Consider the following 24,467-nt stretch of genomic DNA (forward strand, 5'->3'; position numbering starts at 1 on the left):
TTTTATCTATTGGTAAATTCTACTTGCGTGTGTGTTTCAAAAACTTTTAGTTTACAAATACTTCCATAATCAATAGAAATAGAAAAGGCTTTATACAGAGGAATTTCTAAAGCATGGCACAAGATAGAACGAATAACTCCTCCATGACAGATAATAAAAGCTATTTTGCCTTTTTCTGACTTTATATTTGTCTGCCAAAAATGAGTTACTCGCTCGTGTAGATTTTCAAAACTCTCTCCGTTAGGCGTAAAAGCAGTTACAAAGTTGTCTGTCCATTTTTTAAGTTCCTTTTCTTTTATATCGCTCCACTTTTGTAGCTCCCAGTCTCCAAAATTCATTTCCTTTAGATTTTTATCTGTTTTTATAATGGAATGAAAATAATCTTTTAGTGCTGTTTTCAAGTCTTTTGCCAAAATAGAACAACGTTGAAGTGGACTTGTATAGATGAGAAGCTCCTTTTGTTCTTTATTTTTTGATTTTTTTTTGTGTAAGAGTTGAAGCATCTTCTCTGACAAAGTTTGTAATTCTTCATTGTAAGAATCAGCTAATTCTAGGTCTGAAAAGCCATAACAAACTCCTTTTTCTATTTTTGGTATGGTGTGTCGGATGAGGTAAATTTCCATTTTTTTATGTATGAGAAGTTAAAAACACTATTTTGGAACAAAAAAAAGAAAGAGTTGTTTACACAGCAGGCATTCGGAATGTCTCATATTTTTTAATCTTATACTTTTACTATGAATATAGCAGAAACTCTACAAGAAAAACTCTTATCTTATTGGGAAATACTCATTGAAAGTATTCCACGCATTGCTATTTCACTTATTATTACTACTGTTTTTATTCTCATTGCTATCGGACTGACCAAGCTCTTCCGAAAGAAAATGATGCAGAATGCACAAAATAAATTAGTGGTAGATTATGTAGTCAAATTAGTAAAGTTTTTCCTCATCTTGGCAGGCATTATTTTAGGCTTGCACACAATGGGACTTACTGGAGTGGCTGGAGGGCTTTTAGCAGGTGCAGGCGCAGGTGCAGTTATTTTAGGTTTTGCCTTTAAAGAGATTGGAGAAAATTTTTTAGCTGGAGTAATTTTAGTCTTTGACCGTCCTTTCAACTTGGGAGACACCGTTACGGTAGAGGGAAATATGGGGAAGATTGTCTCACTAAATTTCAGAACCACACAAATGAAAACCTTCGACGGAAGAGATGTATATATTCCTAATATTTTGGTTATTACAAATGAGGTATATAACCATACACAAGATGGGTTTTTGCGCCTAGATTTTGTTATAGGCATAGATTACGACGATGATATACAAAAAGCTATAAAAGGAATTACAGAAATTGTGAATACAAACAAAGAAGTTTTGAAGAATGAAAAAACGATTGTTTTGATAGATGAGTTTGCAGCAAGTACAGTAAATCTGAAAGTGATGTTTTGGGTAAATACTTTAGACTATAAAGTTTCAGCACTTGAAACAAAGACAGAAATCATGCGAACGGTTAAAAACTATCTTCTTGAAAATAAATTTGGTTTGCCTGCCAATATTCAAGAAATCAAGATGTATAAGCCAGAACCTATTCCTATTATTCTCAAGAAAGAAAGCGATGCTATCAAGTTCACAGAAAACAATTAATCTAATTATCAAAAATAATTAGTAAAAATCTTCAAAATCTGTTTTCTTTGAGTTATGATAAATAAATCCAATCAAGATTTGCGTTTGGCTGCCATCGATATTGGCTCAAATGCACTCCGTCTGCATATTAGTAGAGTCCGTTTTTCTGAAAAAGACAGTTATCCTAGTTTTAAAAGAATAGAACAAGTACGCTTTCCGTTGCGCTTGGGTACAGATGTTTTTAGTCTTTCGCATAAGATTAGCCCTAAAAATGAGGCAAAATTTATTGAAGTGATGCATGCTTTCAAGAATGTTATGGAAGTTTTTGAAGTCAATGATTATATGGCTTGTGCTACTTCTGCAATGAGGGAATCTAAGAATGGCAATTATATTGTAGAAAGAGTAAAAAGAGAAGTAGGAATTTCTATTGATATTATCAGTGGAGATATGGAAGCCGAACTTATCAATAAATCTATTTTAAATTATGTTTCGACAAACAATTTTGTTCATATTGATGTGGGGGGAGGAAGTACGGAAGTAAATATTTATCATAATCTTCAAAAAATAGATGCTCGTTCCTTCAATATGGGTTCGGTGCGTTCGATTGCCGATGATACAAAAAATGTAACAAAAGAATATATAGAAAGAGAAAATCAAATTTTAAAAGACTGGGTGCAAAAGGCAATAAAGCCTCTTTCTAGTCCTGTAAATGCTGTCGGAACAGGTGGGAATATCAATAAACTCTACGATTTGTCTAAACAATCGAAAAATAAAATATTAAGTTTTAGAGAGATAGAACGTTTGTATAAAGAGTTAAGCAAACGAAACTACCAAGAGAGAATTAGTGATTTCGGATTGAATGACGATAGGGCTGATGTAATTGTTCCTGCTACAGAAATTTATCTAAAAGTGATGAAGGCAGCAGGAATAAAAGAGATAATAATTCCCAAAGTAGGGTTAAGAGAAGGTATAATTCAACATCTTTTTGATAAAAATAATATAGCCCAAAACTAAATTTTTGTAAAATGAATACTGTTTCAAAACATTCTGAATTTCAAAGTTTAATCAAAACATCATCTCCTCCCAAAAAAACACTTTTAGTTTGGGATGGAGAATGTGGCTTTTGTAAATATTGGATTACCAAATGGGAAATGATTACAGACAACAAACATATAGATTTACGTCCGTATCAAGAAGTTGCAAAGGATTTTCCAGATTTGGATGAAAAATTGTTTAAAAAAGCTGTTCGTCTTATTACTCCAGAAGGTATTGTTTATTCGGGTGCTTCGGCAGCTTTTAAAAGTTTAGAGCTTGGAGGTGCAACTCATTTGCCTATGAGTTGGTACAATCAAAACCCTACTTTTGCAGAACTTACAGAGTGGTTGTATGAAAAAGTAGCCGATAATCGTCCGTTTTTGCATGATGTTTCTCATTTCTTTTTAGGAGAAAATCCTAAAAAAATATGCCCTTCTGTGTGGGTATGGGCTGGTTTAGGAGCAGTTATAGGAGGAACTCTTGCGATAAGATTGGGAAGAAAGAAGTAATTCTTCTCACTGCCCAATCTTTGTTTAAGAGCTTGTTTAAATCTATCCTTTTACCATTTTGTCTAAATATTTGTAGCGAAGTCTTACCTCTTCATTGAACGTCTTACAAAGACTTGCATAAGGCTCTTTGCTACAATCTATCAGCTCTGAGAGCATGTTGAAAAATTCTGAATGACTATCGCTATCATATTTAGCTTCAGTTGTTGAAACTTTGTATGTTCCTTCATTGTACATTCGTACCGAAACACAGTCCAAATTATCATCTACTAAAATGATTGCTCCTCCGTGATATATTTGTTCTTGCATGGTATCCACGACCCAACCTCCATCGTTATATACTTTTACAGCTTGAGGAAAACCATCAAAAACCATCATCTTTTCAAAAGGCTTATGTGTATGTCCAAAAATAAAACTCAAATCAGAAGGTACTTGCCCTATTTCCCCTCTCATTTGCAGCAATAAAGGTTTTTCTACAAACTCTTTAAGTCCTTTTTTAGTCTTTTCATCTAATACATCAGTAGAAAACCCACGTTCGGAGTTAGCAACCTTTTGTGCTGCTTCGCCCAAAATCCATTTTAAGGAATGTTCTGTAATCATTTCTTTTACGGCATTTTTCTGCATACGCTCTGCAATGCTTTCAGCCATATTGTTGGTAAGCCCCAACAAAGCCTCTTTGTCTTGCATCTTGTTGTAGATAATTTCTACATCTTTACCTACTTCTCCCGAACGTCCCATCGTCGACCAAAAAAAGTCTATCCAAGCAAAATTTTCGGCTTCAATATCCCATATATTTTGAGGTAAAAGACGATTTGGAAAAATCATTGTTTTGAGTTCGCTCATCAGCATATATAAAGATTCTATATAATGTCCATGAGAAAATACAATACCTTTTGTCTTGTTTTCATTGGTTACCATATAGTTTGGATACATCGTCGATACACGCACATTGGCTTCTCTAAGATGTGCATGCCTGTGTATTACTCCATTCATAAATTCACAAGGAATAGAAGGAGGCGATTTATACATATTGGTTACGTGCCAAGGAATAGGCAAACGCTGATCAACGGGCAGTGTTTTTATATGTTCTGTGTATTGTGTTTCTCTAGCCTTTTCCCATAGGTGGTGGTCGTGGTTACCAGGTAAGAAAACCATGTGAGGGTCAAACATCCAGTTTTCTTGACTTTCATTAGGTGGAAAAATCAATCTAATAAATTGGTCAAATGACATGGCTGTTTCATTCGTGTTAGAAAGAGCAAGCTCCATAATGTCTCCATTCAAAATAAGTGTAGGCTTTGGGCTATCTTTAGAATTGGTTTTAGAAAGAATTTCCTTCAAACATTTTACCCATTCTATAAGTGCAGCACTAGATTTTTGTGGGTCAATTTTCAGACTTTCTGGATGAAGGTAAGTCATAAGGCTAGTAGCTGCCCCAAAATGTAGGTCAGAAACACAAACGTATTTTATCATAGGTAAGTTGTGGTTAGTTTAGTATATACATAAATGAGAGTAATTATTTGTAAAATCCAAAAATAAACTGAACTTCACAAATTTAATTTTGAAACAATTTTATTCTTTTTTCTATAGAAACACTCCTTTTTTTCAGTAAAAAACGCTACCTTTGTGGTCTTAACCAAAAAGTTAAAAGCAAGTGAAAGACTTACGCACTTTCGAAATTGATATTATTGCACTCAAACTGGGTTCGCATTCTTTTACTTTTGACTTAGACAATGATTTTTTTGATTATTTTAAAAATAATCAGAATGGATTTATTGAAAAAGGAAATTGTAAAGCAGAAGTCATTCTTGACAAAAACGAACAACTTATTCGTGCTACTTTTATTGTCAATGGAGTTGTAGAACTTGTCTGCGACCGTTCTTTAGACGAATTTGATTATGAAGTAGATGTAGAAGAGACTATTCTCTACAAGTATAGCGAAGAAGAAAAAGAGCTTACCGAAGAGATTATCTTGATAACTCGTAAAACACCGAGCATAAATGTAGGTGAACTTTTACATGAGTTTTTGGTCTTGGATATTCCTATGAAAAGGTTACACCCTCGTTTTGAGGATGAAGACTATGCAGAAAGCGAAGACTTCGGCAACTTAGACGAAGAGAATCCAAACAAGAAGGCAAAAATCAATTTTATCTATTCCTCTGATAAAGAGAAAGATGATACTAAAAAAACATCTTCTGAAGAGGAAAAAACAGACCCACGTTGGAATATTTTGAAAAATTTGAAAAACAATCAGAACTAGAGCGTTTTTTAAAAGAAAAATTTAGAATATAGAAACAGGTCTTTAAAAATATTGTTGAACTTTAAATTAGAAAGAACTAGAAGAGTAAAGTAAAAACTGTTTTTGGCAGAATACTTAAAAAATTGTAGGCTAAATTCTGTTTTTACGCAAAAAATAAGCATCTTTGCAATCTTTCTTTAAAAATTTAGTAAAAATCTTATGGCACATCCTAAAAGTAGAATCTCTAAATCACGCCGTGATAAGCGTCGTACACACCACAAATGTGAAGAAAAAACAATCCTTACTTGTCAGAACACTGGCGAGGCACATTTGATGCACCGTGCTTACTATCACGAAGGCAATCTTTTTTTCAAAGGTAAAATGATTGCAGAATTTGAAAAAGAAGAAGTTATTGAAGAAGATGAAGACTAATCTTTATTTTTCTGAAAAATGAATAAAAATCTCTTTTTTATCCAAGCGATAAAGAAGAGATTTTTTAGTTTTGGACTTTTCTTAAAACAAGAGTGCTATGAAAAAATATATCCTGTTGGTTTTGACTTTGGGCATTTTGCTAAAAAGTCATCATATTTATGCTTTTGGGTTAGGAGATGAAACATATATTACTCCTTATGGCAACGAGATAGATAATTGGATGGGGAATGATTTGCATACTGGAGGAAAGCATCATTTTTCAGGACTAAAAGAGTGGTATTATTATAAAGGTTTTATTGTAGGAAAGTGCAGATGTTTTGCTCCTTTTGATAATAAAGAAAGACAAGAGTTAGGCAATTATGTTGTTTTCAATGAAACAACTCACGAAACACATTTTTTTGAGGAAAAGAGTGAATGGAACGCTTTTTTGAATGGTAATGGACTACATCCCAAAATTTGGACACGTTGGCACGATGGGGGAGATGGTAGTATTTTATACATATTTTTTCCACTCATCATGTTATTTCCTATTACTATTCCTGTTTTGATTTTATCTTTAGTTTTTCTTTTTAGAAATAGAAAGAAGATGCGACAAAAACTTAAGGCTTTGAAGTATTATCAAATCGTAGCTATTATTTCTCCTGTATTATTAATTTTTTTTATCTGGATTTTGGAACAATATCCTAGTAGTATTTAATCAAAGTGAAATTTTTTATTCTAAAAAAATGAAGACTTTTTCGTATTTTGTAGTTTATCCATTGTAGCATTCAAAATGATAAATTTTCCTTGTTTAAATATCATCTTCGTCTTCATTTTGTAATTTGGCTTTCTAGTCTTGTTCCTTTAGTTGTCAATCAGATTGATTTGTCAGCTACTGAACTTGTCTTTTATCGGACACTTATGGCTGTTGCTTTTTTAGCCATTTGGCTTGTAGCAATAAAAAAGTTTAAGTGGGCAGGAAAGAAAACCTATTTTCTGATGGGAACAGGAATCTTGACATTTATCTACTGGACACTGATTGTCGTCTCTACAAAGTTATCTAATGAAGCTGTCTGTCTTATCGGACTAGCCACTATTCCACTTTTTGTCAGTATTCTACGACCCATTTTGGGAAAGGGAAAACTTTCTGTTGGGGAAATTATCACAGGATTAAACGCAATTTTTGGAATCTATATCATATACAGTTCAGATTTTGATTATGGCTTGGGCTTTTTTTTGGCTCTTTTGGGTGCATTTTTTGGCGCATTAGTTACTATTTTCAATGCTGACTTAGTTAAAGAAGAAGCTCCTCTGCTCATTACGTTTTATCAGATGGGAGGAGCTAGTCTGACAGCATTTTTACTCTTACTGTTCTCTACTTTTTTTGGAGGAGTGGTAGCAGATTTTATACCTGTAAAGTGGAGCATGACTTGGAATAGTTTCCTACTTATTTTTGGTTTAGCATTGGGTGTTTCTGTGTATGCATATAGCGAATCAGTACGACTAATGAAATACTTAAATCCTTTTACAGTAGCGATGGTAGGAAATTTAGTTCCTCTATATGGAATTTTAAGTGTTATTGTTTTGTCTTACTTTGTTGCAAAAGTAGAAGTTACTCCAATGGATATTTATTTTTATGCAGGTGGAATTATAGTAGTAGCTGCTGTGGTAGCTCGCCCTTTAGTAACTTGGTATTTTGAAGTATATGCTAAAGATGATGAGAAAAGTAGTGTCATGAAAAAATAATGGCTACACTTCTTGACTAGAAGTCTAATACTCTATTTTTTGACTTAATAAAATCGCAGAGATGTAAGATAAATGAAGTAATTATTTTTATTATATTACAAATCATTTGTATATTAATCTTCACATAGATAAAGTTGTCTAAATCTAAAAGCAAATTAAGTTTTTAAATCTCATGTATGGCTAAAAAATATTTTTTAAACATAGATAAATTAGTCTAGAAGTTGTTTAAGAATGAAAAAATAACCGTCGTTGAGGCTCAAAATACAGCCGTCAACGAGGATAAACTCCCCTAAACGATGGTTTTAAACCTCGTTTACGGTTGAAAAATACACTCTTAAACAACTTTCTAGTTAAGTTTTAGTTGTTTCTATAATATCAAAAAAACTTTTAACTTTCAAAGCCAAACATTTTACTCTCAACATCTGTATTTATTTTTTAATGCAAACAAAGAAACCTATTTTATTTACAGGCGCATTTTACTCTGAACAAGAATGGATAGAACCTATTTTATCTGTTTTTCCTTTTGTTCATTATCTGCCTTATTTTTTTTCATCTCATACAGAAACAACAGAAGTGTTTTCATTCGAACACAAGTTTCCTTGTATGCATCCACAGGAGGATAATCCGTATGCGTCATTTATTAAAGAGTTTTTTAGTGATAAAACTGAAGAAACCTCAAAAAATGCTTTTGGAAGTGGATTTAAGCAATTTTATCAGCGCATTAGAGAAAAATATCAAGTTAATAAGGAAATCAAGAGAGAAATTCGTCCTCTTATTTATGATAAATATGGTGTTTTTTTAGCAGAGTGGCTTCACAGGCACTACAAAACAGATGTAGTAATTTTGATTCAACATCCTTTAAGTTTTGTCTTTGAGTGGATAGAAAAAAAAGAAAGTACAGATTTTGATAAACTGTTTTCAGATAAAGTGGCTAAATATGCCCCCAATGCTTTTGCACGTGTACAACTAGAACAACAGGAAAATATTTTTTCAAGTCTTCAAGAGTGGGAAAAAGCGATGAGAATATGGCTTGTTTTTGCTGAAACCATATTATATTATCAACAAAACTATCCTGATTGGCTATTTTTTAGATATGAAGATTTTAGAGAAACACCAGACCGAACACTCATAGATATTTGTGATATGTTAGATTTGGGCTATACTCCAAATTTTTTAAATAAAATAGAAGAGACAAACACAGTGCGTGAAAAAGATGCAAAAAAAGTTACTGCTGATTATACAAGAAAACTGCTAGACGAAACGCAAGAATACTTAACTCATTTTTATCCTAGAACTAATATAGGAAAGAGCATGTTCCGATAAACAAAAAAGCCAATACTAAATTTTAGTATTGGCTTCTTATTTTTTCTTTTACTAAATAGATTATTTAGCAGCTTCTGCTGAAGCATAGTTACCACGACGTTCTTTGATACGAGCAGCTTTACCCATACGACCACGTAAGTAGTAAATTCTTGCTCTACGTACTTTACCACGACGAACTAAATCTACTCCTTCGATGTTTGGAGAAAGAAGTGGGAAAATACGCTCAACACCAACACCATTAGAAACTTTACGAACTGTAAATGTTTCACCGTTTGTATTTGGGTTTTTGCGTTGGATAACAACACCTTGATATTGCTGAATACGCTCTTTATCGCCTTCTTTGATACGTACTTTTACATTTACTGTATCACCAGCACGAAATTCAGGAAATTTCTTGCGAGCTTCTGCGTTAGAAGCCTCTACCATTTGGATTAATTTATTTCTCATCAGAAATTAAATTGGTAAGTTTGAAATAAAGAGTTTGACAGACAATTAAATTCTTCAAAGTATATTTCAAAAACTTGGGTTAAAAATAATTTGAGTTTTGAATGATTGTCAGAATCATTTATTTAGTCATTGTCTAAATAAAGACAGTCCAAAGCTAGATTTTATTATTCTTGTTAATGAAAACAAGACAAGTGAAAATGTTGGAGGCTGTACATTTCAAAACGAACCACAAAGGTAGTTTTTTTATTTGGCATTACAAAAAACAACTCCTCTAAAAGTGCTATATAAATCTAAATATCAATACTATCTTCACTATTTTCTCTAATTACTTTCCACGTTCGGTCGGCAAGGAGTTGTACTTCTGCCATAAAATGAAGCTTTGAACTTCTGCCCCATTGGTCTGGCGCAATCATAGAAAGAACTTTTTCGCCTGTTTTGGTGCGCTCGTAAAGAAAATAGTTGTGGTTTACAAGAGGTTCAAAACCCATATCTGCATTATAAATTTCCATCGAAATCTGTGTTCTAGATTGAATTTCTTTGGCTTGTTTGGCAAGCAGGTCTATTTGTTCTTTTATTTGATTAAGCTGCATTTCAGTTTGCTGTTCCATTGCAGCAAGAGCCTTACTCTTCATAATCCCCTTTTCAGTAGGAATAATTATAGCACCTCCAACAGTATGGGCATACGGCAAAAGTCCTGGATTTTTGGCTGTTTTATCAGCATCTATTGGATTGATGATATTTTCAAATTTTTCTTTCTGATGTTTATCAAAAATAGATTGTTTTTTTTGCTTTTCTTTATGCTCTTCTAAATTTTCCTTATCACTCATAAGTACAGTAATTCTGACAAGTTTATAATTCTCGTCTTATTAAAAATGACTATAATATTTTTGTTTATTTTTTACAGCTACAAAGTTAAACAACTTGTGATAAAATCAACTTCTCAATGCTAATTTTGTTTTGGTAATTTTTCAAACTTTTAGTCTGAATTATTTAACCAATCTCTTATTTTTTCAATATCTGTAAAAAAATCTACTTTTATCTTACTCTTACGGTTGGCAAGCATTACAGCATCTTTAAATACCTCAGCTTCAAAGCCCATATTTTTTACCAAAAAAGCGTGTTTTTTCATTCCATATTCTTCTGCGTCTGGATACCACATGTGTTCAATATACATCAGAGCTTCTTCTGGAGGAAGGTTTATTTCAGTAAAATCATCAATCCACATCAATACGTTGTGTTTTCGCATAAACTGTAAGCCTGTTTTGTAAGCAGATAGAGCTTCTTCTGTCAAGACAGTTCCTCTCCAGTGGCAATGCAGATATTTTTTTTGTTCCTCAAAGTGAATTTCTATGTGAGATTCTTTATAGATGATTGAGTTTTCCATTGTGATAATTTTTTAAATGGCTATTTTTTCTACTGGATAATTGCTAGTTTTGAGATACGAAATTACACAACTCTACACAATTAAAAGAGTTTGACATCAAAAACTATTTTAACTTCTTTATGCAACAGAAAAAAATCGGAATTTTAGGTGGTGGACAGCTTGGCAGAATGTTACTCTCTCCAGCTATTGATTTGGATATAGAACTTCATTTTTTGGAAAATGATTCGAATGCGCCTTGTTCAACTGTTTCAAGGAATTTTCATCAAGGAAATATTACGAATTATGAAGATGTTTTGAGTTTTGGAAGACAAATGGACGTAATTTCCATAGAAATTGAGAAGGTTTCGGCAGATGCACTAGAACAGCTAGAAAAAGAAGGCAAAAAAGTTTTTCCACAGCCTACTATCATTCGTCTTATTCAAGATAAGAGATTACAAAAGCAGTTTTATAAAGATAATCAAATCCCTACTTCAGATTTTGTTTTGATAGATAATAAAGAGGAACTAATTGATTATTTAGAAAAAAATGAAGGTAAATTGCCGATTGTTCAGAAGCTAGGAAAAGATGGCTATGACGGAAAAGGCGTACAGATTTTGAAGGACTTAGAAGACGCAAAACAAAATGGTTTTGAAGCTCCTTCTCTTTTGGAAGACAAAGTAGAAATAGAAAAGGAAATTTCTGTAATTGTAGCAAGAAATGAGAACGGTGAAACAACAGTTTTTGATGCTGTGGAGATGGTTGTTAATGAAAAGTATAATTTATTAGATTATTTGCTTGCGCCTGCCAGAATTTCAGAAAATCAAAAACAAGAAGCTACAAAATTAGCTATTGAAGTCATTGAAAAATTAGGAGAAAATGGAATGGTCGGACTTTTGGCCGTAGAACTTTTTATCGATAAAAAAGGAAATATTTTGGTCAATGAAGTTGCGCCACGCCCACACAACAGTGGACACCACACCATAGAAGCCTGTACAACTTCGCAGTATGCTCAACATTTGCGCTCTATTTTAAATCTGCCTCTAGGCAAGACAACTTTAAGAAGTTCGGCTGCTATTTTGAATCTGATTGGAGAAGAAAATCACACAGGAACACCTTTTTATGATGGATTGGATAAATTATTAGAGTTAGAAAATGTTTATCCACATATTTATGGGAAAAAGCAAACCAAACCAGCACGCAAAATGGGACACATTACTGTTTTAGGAAATGACATAGAAAAACTAAAAGAAACAGTTGAGAAAGTAAAAGGAAGTATTCATGTGATTACGAAAGATTAACTTTTACTTACTCTCCACTCCTAACCCAAAAAGGGCAAAATCATATTTTACAGGGTCTTTTGGGTCAAATAATCTTAGGTTTTGAGTAAGTTCTTCGGCTGCTTTCCAATCAGTTTGTTTTCGTTCTAAAAGTCCAAGTTTTTTTGCCTGCCTTTCGACATGAATATCCAACGGGCAAATCAAAACTGATGGAGAAATGTTTTCCCAAATTCCAAAATCTACGCCTTTGTCATCTTTTCTTACGAGCCAACGCAAATACATATTTAACCTCTTGCAAGCTGATTTTCTTTCTGGCGTACTGACATGTTTTTTTGTTCGCTGTAGGGCATAATCTATGGCAAAGAACGAGTTATGAAAATGAGCTAAATTTTCTTTTTGGGTAGATTTTGAAGAAAAAAGAATTTCTAAAGAATCATTTTCTGTATAAAAACGCTGTAAAAAATCTATGAAATAAAGTAAATCGGTAGAATTGAAAGTTCGGTGTTTAAATTCTTGAAAACCTTTGTCTTTAAGGTCTGTGGGTTTATGATTCAATATAAAGTCGTGAGGAGATTCATCCATCAACTCCATAATTAGGTTACATTTATTGATGATGGTTTTGCGAAGTCCCCACGCCAGTGTAGCAGCAAAAAGAGCTGAAATTTCAATGTCTTGTTTTTTAGAAAATCTGTGAGGAATTTGGATAGGGTCGTTTTCTATAAAGTCGGTGTGGTTGTATTTTTCGTGTTTTTCATCTAAAAATTCTTTTATTTTTTGGAAATTTTTTGTGTTTAGGTTCATTGATATTTTGTGTGTCAAAGGCAAGCCGTTTGACCTACCAAAATCTAAATTGGTTTTTAAAAAGCATCTAAAGGAGCATTCTCATCACTGTAAAAATCACCACTAAAATTAGTTGAATGTCCGTTTTCTTTCAATAATTTTACATAGAGAAGAAAAGTAGCTGCAAAGGTAAAAGGGATAGTAAAAAGTGTTCCTATTCCCAAAAATAGCAAGCCCAAAATATTTATAACAATAAAGGCGAGTACAAAACCAAACACACCAATATAGTTTGCTAACACCAACTTTCTACTTATTTCCATTGCCAGCCAAAAGTTTGTTTTTGAAACTACAATAATTATTGGAGTAAAAATATAAAGTGTAAAGATGGAGAGAGATGGAATGATAAAAAGCAGATAATAAAATACTGTAAAAGTTTCGTAAGTATTCGTATCAAAAATATCTACCGTTCTGTTTATTCCGAACTCTTGAGCAAGAAGAAATATTCCAACAAAAGGCAAAACAAGCATCAGAACAACTACAATTTGGTGTAAGGCAAGCTGTCCGATAAACTGAAAACCATCCAGTAGATTTTGAAATGAGGACTCCTCTTTCAAGTATATTTTTTGGTAATAGGAATAAAAACCAGCTAACAACGCAGAAATAAGTGTTAGGTTTACTATTGCGCCTGCAACGTAGCCTAAGTTGCCTAACATACTTGTTGTTTGTGAGATAAAGAAAGATAAAGAGAGGTCAGCAAAAAAACAAAAAAGCGTATAGAGTACTAATACTCCCAAATAGGGTCTAATAAAAGACCAGGCACTAGATATTGTTTTTCCAAATTCTACACTATACCCTTGACTTCGGAGGTTAGCAAACTCATCTGTTGGAGTAAAACCAAAATTTTGGAGGTCGTCTAGTGTATTTTGTTCTGTCATATAATTAGTAAAAAGTTAAGTGTTTTTTTAGGTAATGGACATGACATAAAAGTTGTTGGTGTTGCTACGCTAAAACACCAACGAACGGTATTTTTTCCGTGTTCACACAGAACAACAAATATTTGTTCATGTGAGTACTTAGTGTTTTTTATAAAAATACAGAAATAATTGCTAGAACAAAATCAAAATATAAACTTAAAAATCATATCCTATACTCAAATAAAATTTTGCTCTGCCTCGTTCGTCGTCTTCTACTCCCCAAGCTGTATCAAAGCGAGTAAAATAGTTCAAAATTTTGGAACGTATTCCAATGCCATATCCCCAAAGGAAAGGGTCTTTAAAGTTAGATACTTTTGCAAAAAATGGATTTCCTGCTTGCCCACCAATTTCTACTGTATTGAGTGCATTTTCTCTGTTGAAAGGACTAATTCCTGTCCAAGCTGAACCAATATCATTGAAGGCAATAAATTGTAAGTTTTGGAAAAATGGAGAACGAATCGTACCTCTGTATAAAAGCTGTGCCACAGGAACACGAAGTTCAATATTTGTCAGTAAGAAATTGCTTCCTGAAAGTTTATTGTAATCAAAACCACGCATTGGCGTTGCATAGCGCAAAAATAAGTAATCGCTATAATCGTTCACGTAAGCTGTTGGCTCATCTGGGTCTAAATAAAATGGGTCTAGCTGTGAGAGTTCATCAGGTGAAGGTTGTTGTTGAAAAATCCAGTTATCTACACCACCCAAACGAAATGTTTTTGGTGCATTTCCAAATGACTTTCCATAAGCAAAACGAGTGGCTAGTGTGACCTTTCTACCTAACGGAATATAATGGCGAGCATCAATAGAAATATTAGTAAAGGTTTCATCATTGAAATTCAAGCCTTGATAGTGGTCGATAGTAGCTCTAAATTTTGAACCTTCCAATGTATTTGGTCCTGTAATGGTGCTGTTATCAAAAACAAATTCTAAACTAGAACCTGCATAGCGAGTAATCTTATCTGGAAAGGCTTGCACCGCAGGATTGATTTCGCTTGTGGCAAAGAACTGTTTTTGAGCTAAAAATGGAGAAACTACAATTCTTGTCGTAACATTGAGTGGATAGGATATTTCTCCTGTAAGTTTACTCAAATAATATCTATGAATAAAAAATGGTGTGAGGAGTTCATAGCCCTGACGGTCAAACCTTGCTCCATAATCAATTCTGTTTTTCAAATATTTATATTCGGCAAAGAGCATCCCACTCTGAATATCAAAAAAACCACGGTTGAAAAGTCCAGCATTGAGTTTATGATTTTCCAAAGCATCACTCATCGAAACTTCTAAAAGAACTCCAAAATTACGCAGTGGGTCTAGGGCAATCGTGGTAACACTTCTCTCAAAGGCAAATTTATTTTCATACTCTAAAGGTCCTCTGACAGTAATTTTTTTATTTTCCCTGTCTTTGGCTCGCTGTGCAAAGTAATCATAATCTTTTAAAAGACGTTTTTTTCGTGTTGGCTCTTCATTATTATTATAGGTGTCAAACTCGTAGTTATCTTTTTCTGTATTTTCTTTACCATTTTCGTCCTCTGTACTTTCATTAGTTTCAGAACTGTCTTCTTCTTTGCTATTATCTGTATTCTGATTTTCTTCTTCTAGCTCTTGTTTTTTCAGTTCTTTAAAAACACGAGCATTTAAAATCTGACTTCTAGCTGTTTTTCCAGTAAAAGTCTCATGTTTTGGAGCAAGAGTAGTCATTAATAATTCTAATTGTTCTTGTTCACGAACTACAAAAGCTAATTTTTCCTTTTTTATATCATAATCATAATCTTCAATACCAATAAAAAAGGTTGAAACTTGTGCATTTACGCCTGTTTTTACATCATCCTTTGGTAAAGTATGTAAAAATAAATGACGAATCCCTAACTCTTCGGTGATATACAGAATACGAGTGGCATCGATAGAAATAGGCTTTTGTGCAATACTATTTTGATTCGTAAGCTGTGTTAGAAGTTCTTTTTCTGATGGATTATAGATAAAAAGGTTAAAGTAAGGAGATTGCTCAGCAGAAGGAGAAACCTTTAAAGAGTCACTTTTTCGATTAGAACTAAAGACAATTTGATTGTTATTTCCCTTTAAAAAAGAGGGGTCAATATCATCACTGTTATCATTAGTGATTTTTGAAAGACGACTAGAACCTAAAGAAAAAGTAAAAATATCGGATTGTCCTCGCTGTGTTCCACTCAAAACAATGCTTCTGCCCTGCTCATCAAAGCTAAAACTTTGAATATTTTCTAGTGTCTTGATTTGGTAACTATTGGTTACTTTTCCATTCAAGTTATAAATTTTGAGAAAATATTTGTTTTTAGAATATGATAAAATTCCTAGCTCCTCATTACTTTTCCAAGACATAAGAGGCGAGTTTTCGTCATAACGCTGATTGATAACATATAGACCTCCTTTTATAAACTTCTTTGTCTTCTTTTTTGAGGAAATATTGTTAGTCTCTTCTACATAGATTTTAAATTTACCTTGATTATTTTGAGCATAAGCCAAATAATTTCCATTTGGACTAAAACGAGGATGATGAATGTACTGTGATTCAACAGATGTTGCCACAGGATTATTAGATTCAAGTTTAGAGTAGTTGTCTAGTTCTTTGTACTGATTTCTATAAAAGGCTTCCCATCTTTTTAAAAATGTAGCGTAATTGATGCCCAAAGTTCCTTGTATGCCTTCCTTTTCACTTCTGACAATGCGTGTGAGATTCAAAATATTGGAAACTGTAGTTTGTCCGTATTCCTCTACTATGAAATTCCAAATAGACTGTCCTACCAGTTGTGCATTTTTTCCCTTAAAACTCTCTGGATAAGGAAATTTTTTAGCCATCAAATTACTTCTGACAAAATTATCCATTTCCGTATTCCATCCTTCTGCTGTGTAGGCTGCTGCGCCAGACATGAGCCAATCTGGAAGACTTAGCAAGAACGAACTTTGTAAAGTTTCTTTCAAATTTCCACCATACATCATTTCTGAAAGTAAAGAAGCTGCAATTTCTCTCAAAAGCTCTTTGCGATAGGCTTCTCTATATTCTGAAAAGGCAATTTCGACAACATCTTTTCCTAAGTTGGTTTGTCCTCCAATGTTAAAATCTTGGTCATTGATGCCGATGTTGCTTTGCTGAAGTTCTCCAATAGAGCGATAAACAAAAATTTTGGTTTTGTTGTAAGGCGCAAATCCCAAAAACTGTGTCATTCTACCAAAGTCAGATTCAGCATAACGAGCTGTTAGGAGTGCCATTTCATAACCTCCTTCATAATAATAAATTTCAAAATTATCAGAGGTTACATATTTCCAATCAAAGTTTTGATATTGCACACGGTTTTTTCCAAACTGGTCTTGGTCAGTTGGAAATTGCTGTGCAGAAGCTGAAAAAGTAAGTAAACAGAAAAAAGCTAAAAAAAATGTTCTTTTCATAAAATTATATTTTCCAAACCCTAAGGGTCTTAAAGACCCTTAGGGTTTTTTATATGTTGATTCTTAAAATCTTTACGTTATATAAATGCAAAACATTGCAAAAAGTTGTAGAAAATCCGTACAAAGTAGCAAAGAAATAGGGAAATAATTTCCCATTACAACATAAAAATACTGAAAATAATAGCTCAAAAAGATAAACCTTTGTTAAAATTTTGTGGAAGAATTTGAAAAATCACTCACCTGCCAAAACAAAAGCTCCCCAATAGTAAGGATGTTCATATTTTTGCCTCATTTGATTCTGTGCATTTCTCAAAGCCTCTTGCTTCGTTTTGCCTTCAAACCATTCTTTGTAGAAAATAGTCATGAGTTCTTGAGTGGCTTTGTCATCTACTTGCCAAAGAGAAAGCAAAACATTTCTTGCTCCTGCTGCCCTAAAACCACGTTGCAAACCATAAACTCCCTCCTGTGAAGCGATTTGTCCTAGTCCAGTTTCACAAGCTGAAATAACGACGAGTTCTGTCTTTTGTAAATCTAGTAAGGAAGCTTCATACGCTGTAAAAATTCCATCTTCTGCTTGGTTGTTATCTTTGGGTTGAGCAAGTACAATTCCAGCTCCTAGCATACTATTGAGGGGATTCTGATTATTAGTTTTTTCAAAATACCCATGTGTGGCGATGTGTAAAACAGTAGGATGAAAAACTTGTTTTAGTGTTTCTTCGGACGCATTAGATTTTAAAAATATTTCCGTTTTCCAACTCGTTTTTTTGAGCAGAGAGTCTATTTTTTTTATTTCGTATTCGGTTTGCTCTAAATCTGTAAAAATTTCGGTGGAAAGTTGTAGAGCTTCGCCTAAATTCGTTTCATCGTTATTTTCTTTGTCTTTTGTAGATAAATAATTGGGTCTGCCCATCAAAACGGCTGTTTTTTCTTTGTCTGTAAGGCTGTTTTGTTTCTTATCGATGACTTCTCGTAGCGATGTGATAGAATGTAAAATCCATTCTTTTGTAATATATTTTCCTGTATTCGGATTGTAGAAAGTATAGGGATTAATAAAATTATAAATCCCATCAGCCGAAAAGTAAAGACGCTTTACCCAGCCAATTTCCCTTTGCAAAGGATACCACAGTTTATAATAACTTTCTGTGTTTTCTAATTGAAACTGAATCGTATTTCTGTAATATGCCAAATCGCCTGCTTCATCAATGTTTTCTATAATTACTGGCGTAACTTTATTTTTCTTGACTATTATGGCAATATAAGTTTTGTCTTTCCCTTTTCCTGTGGTTACTATTTCGACAGCCGTTTCATTTTCGTCTAAACTATTTTGTAAATTGGCAAGTGTGTAATTTTCTAAGTTCATTTGATGAGAAGAAAGAAAATCATCTCGTTTGGAGAGTGCCGAAATCTGTTTCTCTAAGCCGTTGGCTGTATTTTTCAATTCTTCCAAATTTAAGTTCAATTCTTTGCGTTTAGCTAGGTCAAGATTATTTCCTAACGCAATTTGATGTTTTATTTGTTTCCACTCTTCGTACTTTTCTATAAGTTTTGAATTTTTACTAGAAAGAATTGCTTTCTGAATGCGCTGATTTTCACTAAGCAAAATTCCTTTTCGTGCCATTTGGATATTTATCATTGCTTCTAAAAGCTGCGTAAAACCTCTATAATCTGGCTTTTCCGTCATGATATGAACAAAAAAAGCTGCAAAATTATCAAAATAGACATCATTACTCTGAATATAGGAGAGTTTTTCTTTTTCACTTAGACTGTAAAAATTGTTTTGAAGTTCTTGTAATTTTATTTCTATTACTCTAATAAACAGAGGTTGAGCCTTATCGTAGAAGCCATATTTTTGGTAAAAAACAGCATAAGAATTGAGAAAAAATACATAATCTGGATGATTTTTTCCTAGCAACGAATTATAAATATATTCTACTTCTTTGAAGAGCGAAAGTCCTTTCTGATAGTTGTCTTGAAGTGTATAAAGATTGGCTAAACTCACACACGTATTGGCATAATCTAAATTTTGCTTGCTATAATTTTCTGCATAAATCTGACGAGCTTTTTCTAATGCTGTTTCTGCCATTCCAAACCTATTTTTATACGTATGATAATCTGCCAAGCCGACTAAGGATTTTGCGTAGTCTGGATGTTTTCGCCCTAAAATATTTCCCAAAATATTGTTGGCTTCCATCAGATAACGTTCTGATTTGTCGTAGCGATTACCTATTCGGTAGAGTTCGGCAAGGTTCAGACACGAAGTTGCATACGGAATACTAAGTTTAGTCAGTTCTTTCTCTTGATTTTCTTTTGCTTTTAGATGTAGAAATTCTGCCTTTCTATAATTTCCTTCAAACCTAGAAACGACTGCCAAATCATTACAAACTTGTGCATATTCAAGGCTGTTTTCTCCAAATTTATTTTTATTAAAATCTAGACATTGAGAAAGTAAAATTTCGGCTTCGGCATAATTTCCTTTTTGTTGATAAAGGTTAGCCAACTGATTTTTGACATCAAAAAAATAAATACTGTCTTTGTTTTTTGTCTGCTCTAAGAGATTTTGATACGTCTGAATGGCATTTTTATAGTCGTAACGAGATTGTTGATAGTTGGCTTCATCTAAAAGCATATTCCACGCTAAAGAATCAGTATTTTCCTCCTCTGAATAATTTATACTAGAGTTTTGAGCAGAGACAGAAGAGAAAAGTATAAAATACAATAAAAATGTAAGGTAAGAGTTGTTCATACGTTCTGAATGTTTTATCTTTTAGTAAAGATAACGATAATCAAACTTTTGTTATTTTTGAGAGTAAGTAGAATAAAAAATACTTAAAAACTATTTTTTTAAAGTAAGACAAAATTTAAGATGAAGAATGCCTTAGTGATTACAGAAAAACAATCTGTATTTTTAAAGGAAAATCGCCAAGACCCCATTACAGGTGATGAGTTTTGTTTGGGCGATAAAGTGGTGTTTTGTGCTTCTTGCAAGTCTGCTTTTTTGGCTGATAGTTGGGAGTATATGAATGGAAAGCATTGTGGGCAAGTAGGAACGTTAAGAAAATTCCCTGTTGTTTCAAAACTCAAACTCTCCAAGCCAATCATTTTAGACTTTAGAAAAGCTGATAGTGGAAATCGTATTTTTGCTTATTTAATAGACATTGGTATAGCTATCATTTTAGGCGTTTTGTTATACATAATTTTAGATAGTTTAGGCTTACATTATAATTATCGTAATGTTTTTCCATTCTTTGCAACAAGTCTTTATATGCTCTTTAGAGATATTTTTGGCGTAAAATCAAGTTTTGGAAAGCGCATTATGGGGCTTTACTTTATAAATACAGAAACCCACAAAATTGCTCATCCTTTTAAGCTCATTTTTAGAAATGTTTTTTACTGGTTGTGTCTTTCTGCTCTGATTGCTTTTATTTCTTTTCTAGAGGCGATTACAGATACTGGGGTTGTGGGAGGAATTTTGGGGTTTGTTCTCTTGATTGCTAATATTACCCATGTTATCATTGTTTTGGCAAATCAAAATCATATTTTTGATAGAATATTGAGAATAGAATTGGTAGAGAAAAAATAAAAGTTGGTAGTAAGTCATAATTGTTAAACTAGAAAGAGTGATTTGAAATGAGAAATGCCCTAGTCATTACAGAAAAACAATCTGTATTTTTAAAGGAAAATCGTCAAGACCCCATTACAGGCGATGAGTTTTGTTTGGGCGATAAAGTTGTCTTTTGTGCTTCTTGCAAGTCTGCTTTTTTGGCTGATAGTTGGGAGTATATGAATGGAAGGCATTGTGAACAAGTAGGAACACTAAGAAAATTCCCTGTTGTTTCAAAACTCAAACTCTCAAAACCAATCATTTTAGATTTTAGAAAAGCAAATACTGGAAATCGTATTTTTGCTTATGTTATAGATACAGTTATTGCTATTGCTTTGGCTGTTTTTATGTATGCAGTACTAGATGAAATTTTAAGAGTAAGAGATGCTAGCGTCTATTCATTTTTTTCTGCGTGCTTTTATATGTTCTTTAGAGATATTTTTGGTGTAAGGTCAAGTTTTGGAAAACGAATTATGGGGCTTTATTTTATAGATACAGAAACTCATAAAATTGCTCATCCTTTGAAACTCGTCTTTAGAAATATTTTTTATTGGATTTGTCTTTTTGCTGCTATTTCACTTATTGCATTTTTAGAAGCTATCACAGATACTGGCATTGTGGGAGGAATTTTAGGAGTTGTATTGTTTATTGCTAATATCGTTCACGTTTTTGTTGTTTTGGCAGATCAAAATCATATTTTTGATAAAATATTGAAAATAGAATTAGTTGAGAAAAATAAAACGTAGAGAAAAGGCAGACTTTTTCCTTACGAGTGGACACAAAAATAAATTTCTTATTTTTGCCCTAATTTTTATTTTTTAACCATATAGAAAACACAACACAATTTATATGAAGGCATACGTTTTCCCAGGACAAGGTTCGCAGTTTGTCGGAATGGGTAAAGAACTCTACGAAACTAACGAAGAAGCAAAAGAACTTTTTGAGAAAGGCAATGAAATTTTAGGTTTCAGAATTACTGACTTAATGTTTGAAGGAACAGCCGAAGACCTCAAACAAACAAACGTTACACAACCTGCTATTTTTCTTCACTCTGTCATTTTGGCAAAAGTAACTCCAAATTTTACTCCTGATGCCGTAGCTGGACACTCTTTAGGAGAGTTTTCTGCACTTGTGGCTGCTGGTGCGCTTTCTTTTGAAGATGGACTAAGACTTGTTAAAGTTCGTGCAGAAGCTATGCAAAAAGCGTGTGAGGCAGAGCCTTCTACAATGGCTGCTATTTTGGCTTTAGATGATGAGACAGCCGAAAAAGTATGCAAAGGTGTGGCAAAAGAAAATGACGAGATAGTTGTTCCTGCAAATTATAACTGCCCTGGGCAGCTTGTTATTTCGGGTTCTATAAAAGGAATTGAAATTGCCTGTGAGGCAATGAAACAAGCAGGTGCAAAACGTGCCTTACCTCTCAATGTAGGTGGTGCTTTTCACTCTCCTTTGATGGAATCGGCTCGTGAAGAATTGGCTGCTGCTATCAACAAGGTAAACATTGAAGCTCCTTCTTGTCCGATTTATCAAAATGTAGATGCAAAGCCTTATACAGAACCAGCAAAAATCAAAGAAAATTTGATTGCTCAACTTACTGCTCCTGTGCGTTGGACACAAACTGTTCAGAACATGCACAACGATGGAGTTACTACTTTTGTAGAATGTGGCGCAGGAAAAGTATTGCAAGGGCTTGTAAAGAAAATACAACGAAGTGCAGAAGTAGCTTCTGTTTAGAGTTATCAAACCCTAAGGGTTTTTGAAAACCCTTAGGGTTTATAAAACGAAAAAAAAGTGAATAAAAACATCCCTACTATTTGGCAATCTTTACGCTATATTCTACTCATAGCTTCGGTTTTTTGGGTAGTTTTTTTAATGCAATGGATGTGGGAACAAGACTGGGCGCATTGGGTAGGTTATCCTAGAAGTAAAGAAGGTATTGTAGGAGTTTTTTTAAGTGCGTGGTTACACGGCGACTGGTTTCACTTGGGGTCAAATTCTGTGGGTTTTATAATGCTTGGTACTGGACTTTTTGTGCTTTATCCATCGCTTTCTGAAAAAGTATTATGGATAAATTTCTTTCTAACAGGTATTGGTGTCTGGCTTTTTGCTCGTCAAGCATATCATATTGGAGCTAGTGGGTGGATTTATTCTTTAGCTAGTTTTTTGTTTTTTAGTGGAGTTTTTCGAAGAGATAGACGTTCCTTGCTGATTAGTTTGATTGTAGTCTTTTTTTATGCTGGAATGTTAGAGACTATTTTTCCTTCTGAGAAGGCAATTTTAAATCATATTTCTTGGGAATCTCATCTTATGGGTGGAATTGTTGGAGCTTTCATGGCATTTTCATTTAGAAAAGATGTGGCTGATGAAGAGTTTATTGTTGGTGGGGACAACGGCAAAAGCAATGGCAAAATAGGCTATTTAGATAGACATTATAAAGAAGGCATCATTCCACTAGAAAACCCTAATTTTGTCTATTCTTACAAAGAAAAAAAGAATGATTAGCAATTCAGTATTGTTAGGAAAAAGTCATGCCTTTTCCTTACAGATAACAAGACAATGTTTTATATAAAAATTGTTTTGTGAAAATCTTATTTTAACTAGCTGTGCTGAATATTTATTTGATGAGTTATAAAGTTAGCTATTCTAGTTATCAGATTCGTAATTTTTAATTGATAATTCGTAATTGTACATTGAAAAAAGTAGTCGTCGTTATTCTAAATTATAATGGAGAAAAACTTTTTCCCATTTTTCTTCCGTCTGTTATTCAGTATAGTAATAATGACTTTACAGAAATAATTATTGCAGACAATGCTTCCACAGATAATTCTGTTGAGTTTTTAAAGGAAAATTATCCAACTATCAGAAGAATAGAACTGTCTGAAAACTACGGATTTGCAGAAGGTTATAATCAAGCCTTAGAAATACTGAAAGAAGAAAATCAATTTGATTATTATATTTTACTCAATTCTGATGTAGAGGTTACAGAAAACTGGCTAACTCCTATCATTAAGATTTTTGAAAAAGATACAGAAAAAACAATTTCAGCCATTCAACCCAAAATCAGAATGCACGCTGAAAAGCATCTTTTCGAACATGCAGGGGCAGCAGGTGGAATGATTGATTACTTAGGTTATCCATTTTGTAGAGGACGAATTTTTGATACATTAGAAGAAGACAAAGGACAGTATGACGACCAAACTTCTATTTTTTGGGCGACAGGTGCAGCAATGGCAATTCGTTCAGAAGTTTATCACGATTTGGGAGGACTAGACAAAGATTTTTTTGCGCACATGGAAGAGATAGATTTATGTTGGCGCATTCATCATACTGGAAAAAAGATTATGTATTGTCCTGAAAGCACAGTTTTTCACTTAGGAGGAGGAACGCTAAATCCTATGAGTGAAAGAAAAGCCTATCTTAATTTTAGAAACGGACTTACTCTGCTGCTTAAAAACCTACCATCTAAAAACTTATTTTTCAAAGTCTTTTTTAGAATGGTTTTAGATGGTATAGCAGGAGTAAAATTTCTTTTAGAAGGAAAACCAAAGTTTATGCTTGCTATCTTGAAGGCACATTTTTATATGTATAGCAATCTATCTTCTACTTTGAAAAAGCGAAAAGCCAATCAAGCAAAATTTGGTACGCTCAAATTGCCAAAAATAGTCTATCCCAAAAGCATTGTATGGCAGTATTTTGCTAATAAAAACAAGACCTTCAAAGAGCTTGATTAAATAG

The 24,467-nt window shown here is 33.3% G+C and carries 23 protein-coding genes; 14 read left to right on the top strand and 9 right to left on the bottom strand.

The annotated features are described in order from the left end of the window. Window positions 1-2 precede the first annotated feature (2 nt). Window positions 3-623, bottom strand: a complete 621-nt coding sequence (cobC, locus tag QZ659_RS04635) for an alpha-ribazole phosphatase family protein (RefSeq protein WP_291722576.1) — start codon at window positions 621-623, stop codon at window positions 3-5. A 111-nt stretch (window positions 624-734) separates the two neighbouring features. Here cobC and QZ659_RS04640 point away from each other — a divergent pair, with 111 nt between their 5' ends. Genes QZ659_RS04640 through QZ659_RS04650 form a run of 3 tightly spaced genes read left to right on the top strand, consistent with a single transcriptional unit; the run spans window position 735 to window position 3,160 of the window. After that, window positions 735-1,637, top strand: coding sequence for a mechanosensitive ion channel family protein (locus tag QZ659_RS04640; RefSeq protein WP_291722580.1), 903 nt, complete (start codon window positions 735-737; stop codon window positions 1,635-1,637). Between the two features lie 54 nt (window positions 1,638-1,691). Beyond that, the gene (locus QZ659_RS04645; protein WP_291722582.1) at window positions 1,692-2,630 is read left to right on the top strand and encodes a phosphatase; all 939 of its coding nucleotides are present in this window, start codon (window positions 1,692-1,694) and stop codon (window positions 2,628-2,630) included. A gap of 11 nt (window positions 2,631-2,641) precedes the next feature. Beyond that, window positions 2,642-3,160 carry a thiol-disulfide oxidoreductase DCC family protein gene (locus QZ659_RS04650; RefSeq protein ID WP_291722584.1) on the top strand — a complete coding sequence of 173 codons (519 nt, stop codon included), beginning with the start codon at window positions 2,642-2,644 and terminating at the stop codon, window positions 3,158-3,160. Window positions 3,161-3,202: 42 nt separating this feature from the next. Here QZ659_RS04650 and QZ659_RS04655 read toward each other — a convergent pair whose 3' ends face one another. Continuing rightward, window positions 3,203-4,627, bottom strand: a complete 1,425-nt coding sequence (locus QZ659_RS04655) for a metallophosphoesterase (protein WP_291722588.1) — start codon at window positions 4,625-4,627, stop codon at window positions 3,203-3,205. Window positions 4,628-4,808: 181 nt separating this feature from the next. Between QZ659_RS04655 and QZ659_RS04660 the strand changes: the two genes are divergently transcribed. From QZ659_RS04660 to QZ659_RS04680, 5 genes are all read left to right on the top strand, one after another. Next, on the top strand, window positions 4,809-5,414 hold the full coding sequence (locus tag QZ659_RS04660; protein WP_291722591.1) for a YceD family protein: 606 nt from the start codon (window positions 4,809-4,811) through the stop codon (window positions 5,412-5,414). A 198-nt stretch (window positions 5,415-5,612) separates the two neighbouring features. Then, window positions 5,613-5,825 (top strand): 50S ribosomal protein L32, encoded by a 213-nt coding sequence (rpmF, locus tag QZ659_RS04665; RefSeq protein WP_291722594.1) that lies wholly within the window; start codon window positions 5,613-5,615, stop codon window positions 5,823-5,825. Between the two features lie 97 nt (window positions 5,826-5,922). Then, window positions 5,923-6,522 carry a hypothetical protein gene (locus QZ659_RS04670; protein WP_291722598.1) on the top strand — a complete coding sequence of 200 codons (600 nt, stop codon included), beginning with the start codon at window positions 5,923-5,925 and terminating at the stop codon, window positions 6,520-6,522. A gap of 89 nt (window positions 6,523-6,611) precedes the next feature. After that, the gene (locus QZ659_RS04675; protein WP_291722601.1) at window positions 6,612-7,550 is read left to right on the top strand and encodes a DMT family transporter; all 939 of its coding nucleotides are present in this window, start codon (window positions 6,612-6,614) and stop codon (window positions 7,548-7,550) included. Window positions 7,551-7,988: 438 nt separating this feature from the next. Next, on the top strand, window positions 7,989-8,873 hold the full coding sequence (locus QZ659_RS04680; RefSeq protein ID WP_291722604.1) for a hypothetical protein: 885 nt from the start codon (window positions 7,989-7,991) through the stop codon (window positions 8,871-8,873). A 60-nt stretch (window positions 8,874-8,933) separates the two neighbouring features. Here QZ659_RS04680 and rplS read toward each other — a convergent pair whose 3' ends face one another. The 3 genes from rplS to QZ659_RS04695 all read right to left on the bottom strand — a co-directional run bounded on the left by rplS (window position 8,934) and on the right by QZ659_RS04695 (window position 10,704). Next, complete coding sequence (gene rplS / locus QZ659_RS04685; protein ID WP_291722607.1) at window positions 8,934-9,320, bottom strand: 50S ribosomal protein L19; 387 nt, start codon at window positions 9,318-9,320, stop codon at window positions 8,934-8,936. A 290-nt stretch (window positions 9,321-9,610) separates the two neighbouring features. Then, on the bottom strand, window positions 9,611-10,147 hold the full coding sequence (locus QZ659_RS04690) for a DUF2452 domain-containing protein (RefSeq protein WP_291722610.1): 537 nt from the start codon (window positions 10,145-10,147) through the stop codon (window positions 9,611-9,613). A 149-nt stretch (window positions 10,148-10,296) separates the two neighbouring features. Beyond that, on the bottom strand, window positions 10,297-10,704 hold the full coding sequence (locus QZ659_RS04695; protein WP_291722613.1) for a hypothetical protein: 408 nt from the start codon (window positions 10,702-10,704) through the stop codon (window positions 10,297-10,299). A 119-nt stretch (window positions 10,705-10,823) separates the two neighbouring features. Between QZ659_RS04695 and QZ659_RS04700 the strand changes: the two genes are divergently transcribed. Next, a complete protein-coding gene (locus QZ659_RS04700; RefSeq protein ID WP_291722615.1) occupies window positions 10,824-11,981 on the top strand; it encodes a 5-(carboxyamino)imidazole ribonucleotide synthase in 1,158 nt (385 codons plus the stop codon). A 3-nt stretch (window positions 11,982-11,984) separates the two neighbouring features. Here QZ659_RS04700 and QZ659_RS04705 read toward each other — a convergent pair whose 3' ends face one another. From QZ659_RS04705 to QZ659_RS04720, 4 genes are all read right to left on the bottom strand, one after another. Next, a complete protein-coding gene (locus tag QZ659_RS04705; protein ID WP_291722618.1) occupies window positions 11,985-12,761 on the bottom strand; it encodes a TIGR02757 family protein in 777 nt (258 codons plus the stop codon). 56 nt (window positions 12,762-12,817) lie between these two features. After that, window positions 12,818-13,675 (bottom strand): hypothetical protein, encoded by an 858-nt coding sequence (locus tag QZ659_RS04710; protein WP_291722621.1) that lies wholly within the window; start codon window positions 13,673-13,675, stop codon window positions 12,818-12,820. Window positions 13,676-13,870: 195 nt separating this feature from the next. Further along, window positions 13,871-17,131 (bottom strand): hypothetical protein, encoded by a 3,261-nt coding sequence (locus QZ659_RS04715; protein ID WP_291722623.1) that lies wholly within the window; start codon window positions 17,129-17,131, stop codon window positions 13,871-13,873. Between the two features lie 232 nt (window positions 17,132-17,363). Next, a complete protein-coding gene (locus QZ659_RS04720; protein WP_291722626.1) occupies window positions 17,364-19,874 on the bottom strand; it encodes a CHAT domain-containing protein in 2,511 nt (836 codons plus the stop codon). Between the two features lie 120 nt (window positions 19,875-19,994). Here QZ659_RS04720 and QZ659_RS04725 point away from each other — a divergent pair, with 120 nt between their 5' ends. The 5 genes from QZ659_RS04725 (at window position 19,995) to QZ659_RS04745 (ending at window position 24,463) form a co-directional block, all read left to right on the top strand. Then, entirely contained in the window at window positions 19,995-20,711 is a 717-nt protein-coding gene (locus QZ659_RS04725) for an RDD family protein (protein WP_291722629.1), read from the top strand. Between the two features lie 47 nt (window positions 20,712-20,758). Then, window positions 20,759-21,478: an RDD family protein gene (locus QZ659_RS04730; protein ID WP_291722633.1), complete on the top strand. Its 720-nt coding sequence runs from the start codon at window positions 20,759-20,761 to the stop codon at window positions 21,476-21,478. Between the two features lie 103 nt (window positions 21,479-21,581). Beyond that, entirely contained in the window at window positions 21,582-22,466 is an 885-nt protein-coding gene (fabD, locus tag QZ659_RS04735) for an ACP S-malonyltransferase (RefSeq protein ID WP_291722637.1), read from the top strand. 57 nt (window positions 22,467-22,523) lie between these two features. Further along, the gene (locus tag QZ659_RS04740) at window positions 22,524-23,234 is read left to right on the top strand and encodes a rhomboid family intramembrane serine protease (RefSeq protein ID WP_291722640.1); all 711 of its coding nucleotides are present in this window, start codon (window positions 22,524-22,526) and stop codon (window positions 23,232-23,234) included. Between the two features lie 188 nt (window positions 23,235-23,422). Continuing rightward, window positions 23,423-24,463, top strand: coding sequence for a glycosyltransferase family 2 protein (locus QZ659_RS04745; protein ID WP_291722643.1), 1,041 nt, complete (start codon window positions 23,423-23,425; stop codon window positions 24,461-24,463). The last annotated feature ends 4 nt before the right edge of the window (window positions 24,464-24,467 follow it).

It is taken from the genome of Bernardetia sp., from assembly GCF_020630935.1.
In the GTDB taxonomy this organism is placed as follows: domain Bacteria; phylum Bacteroidota; class Bacteroidia; order Cytophagales; family Bernardetiaceae; genus Bernardetia.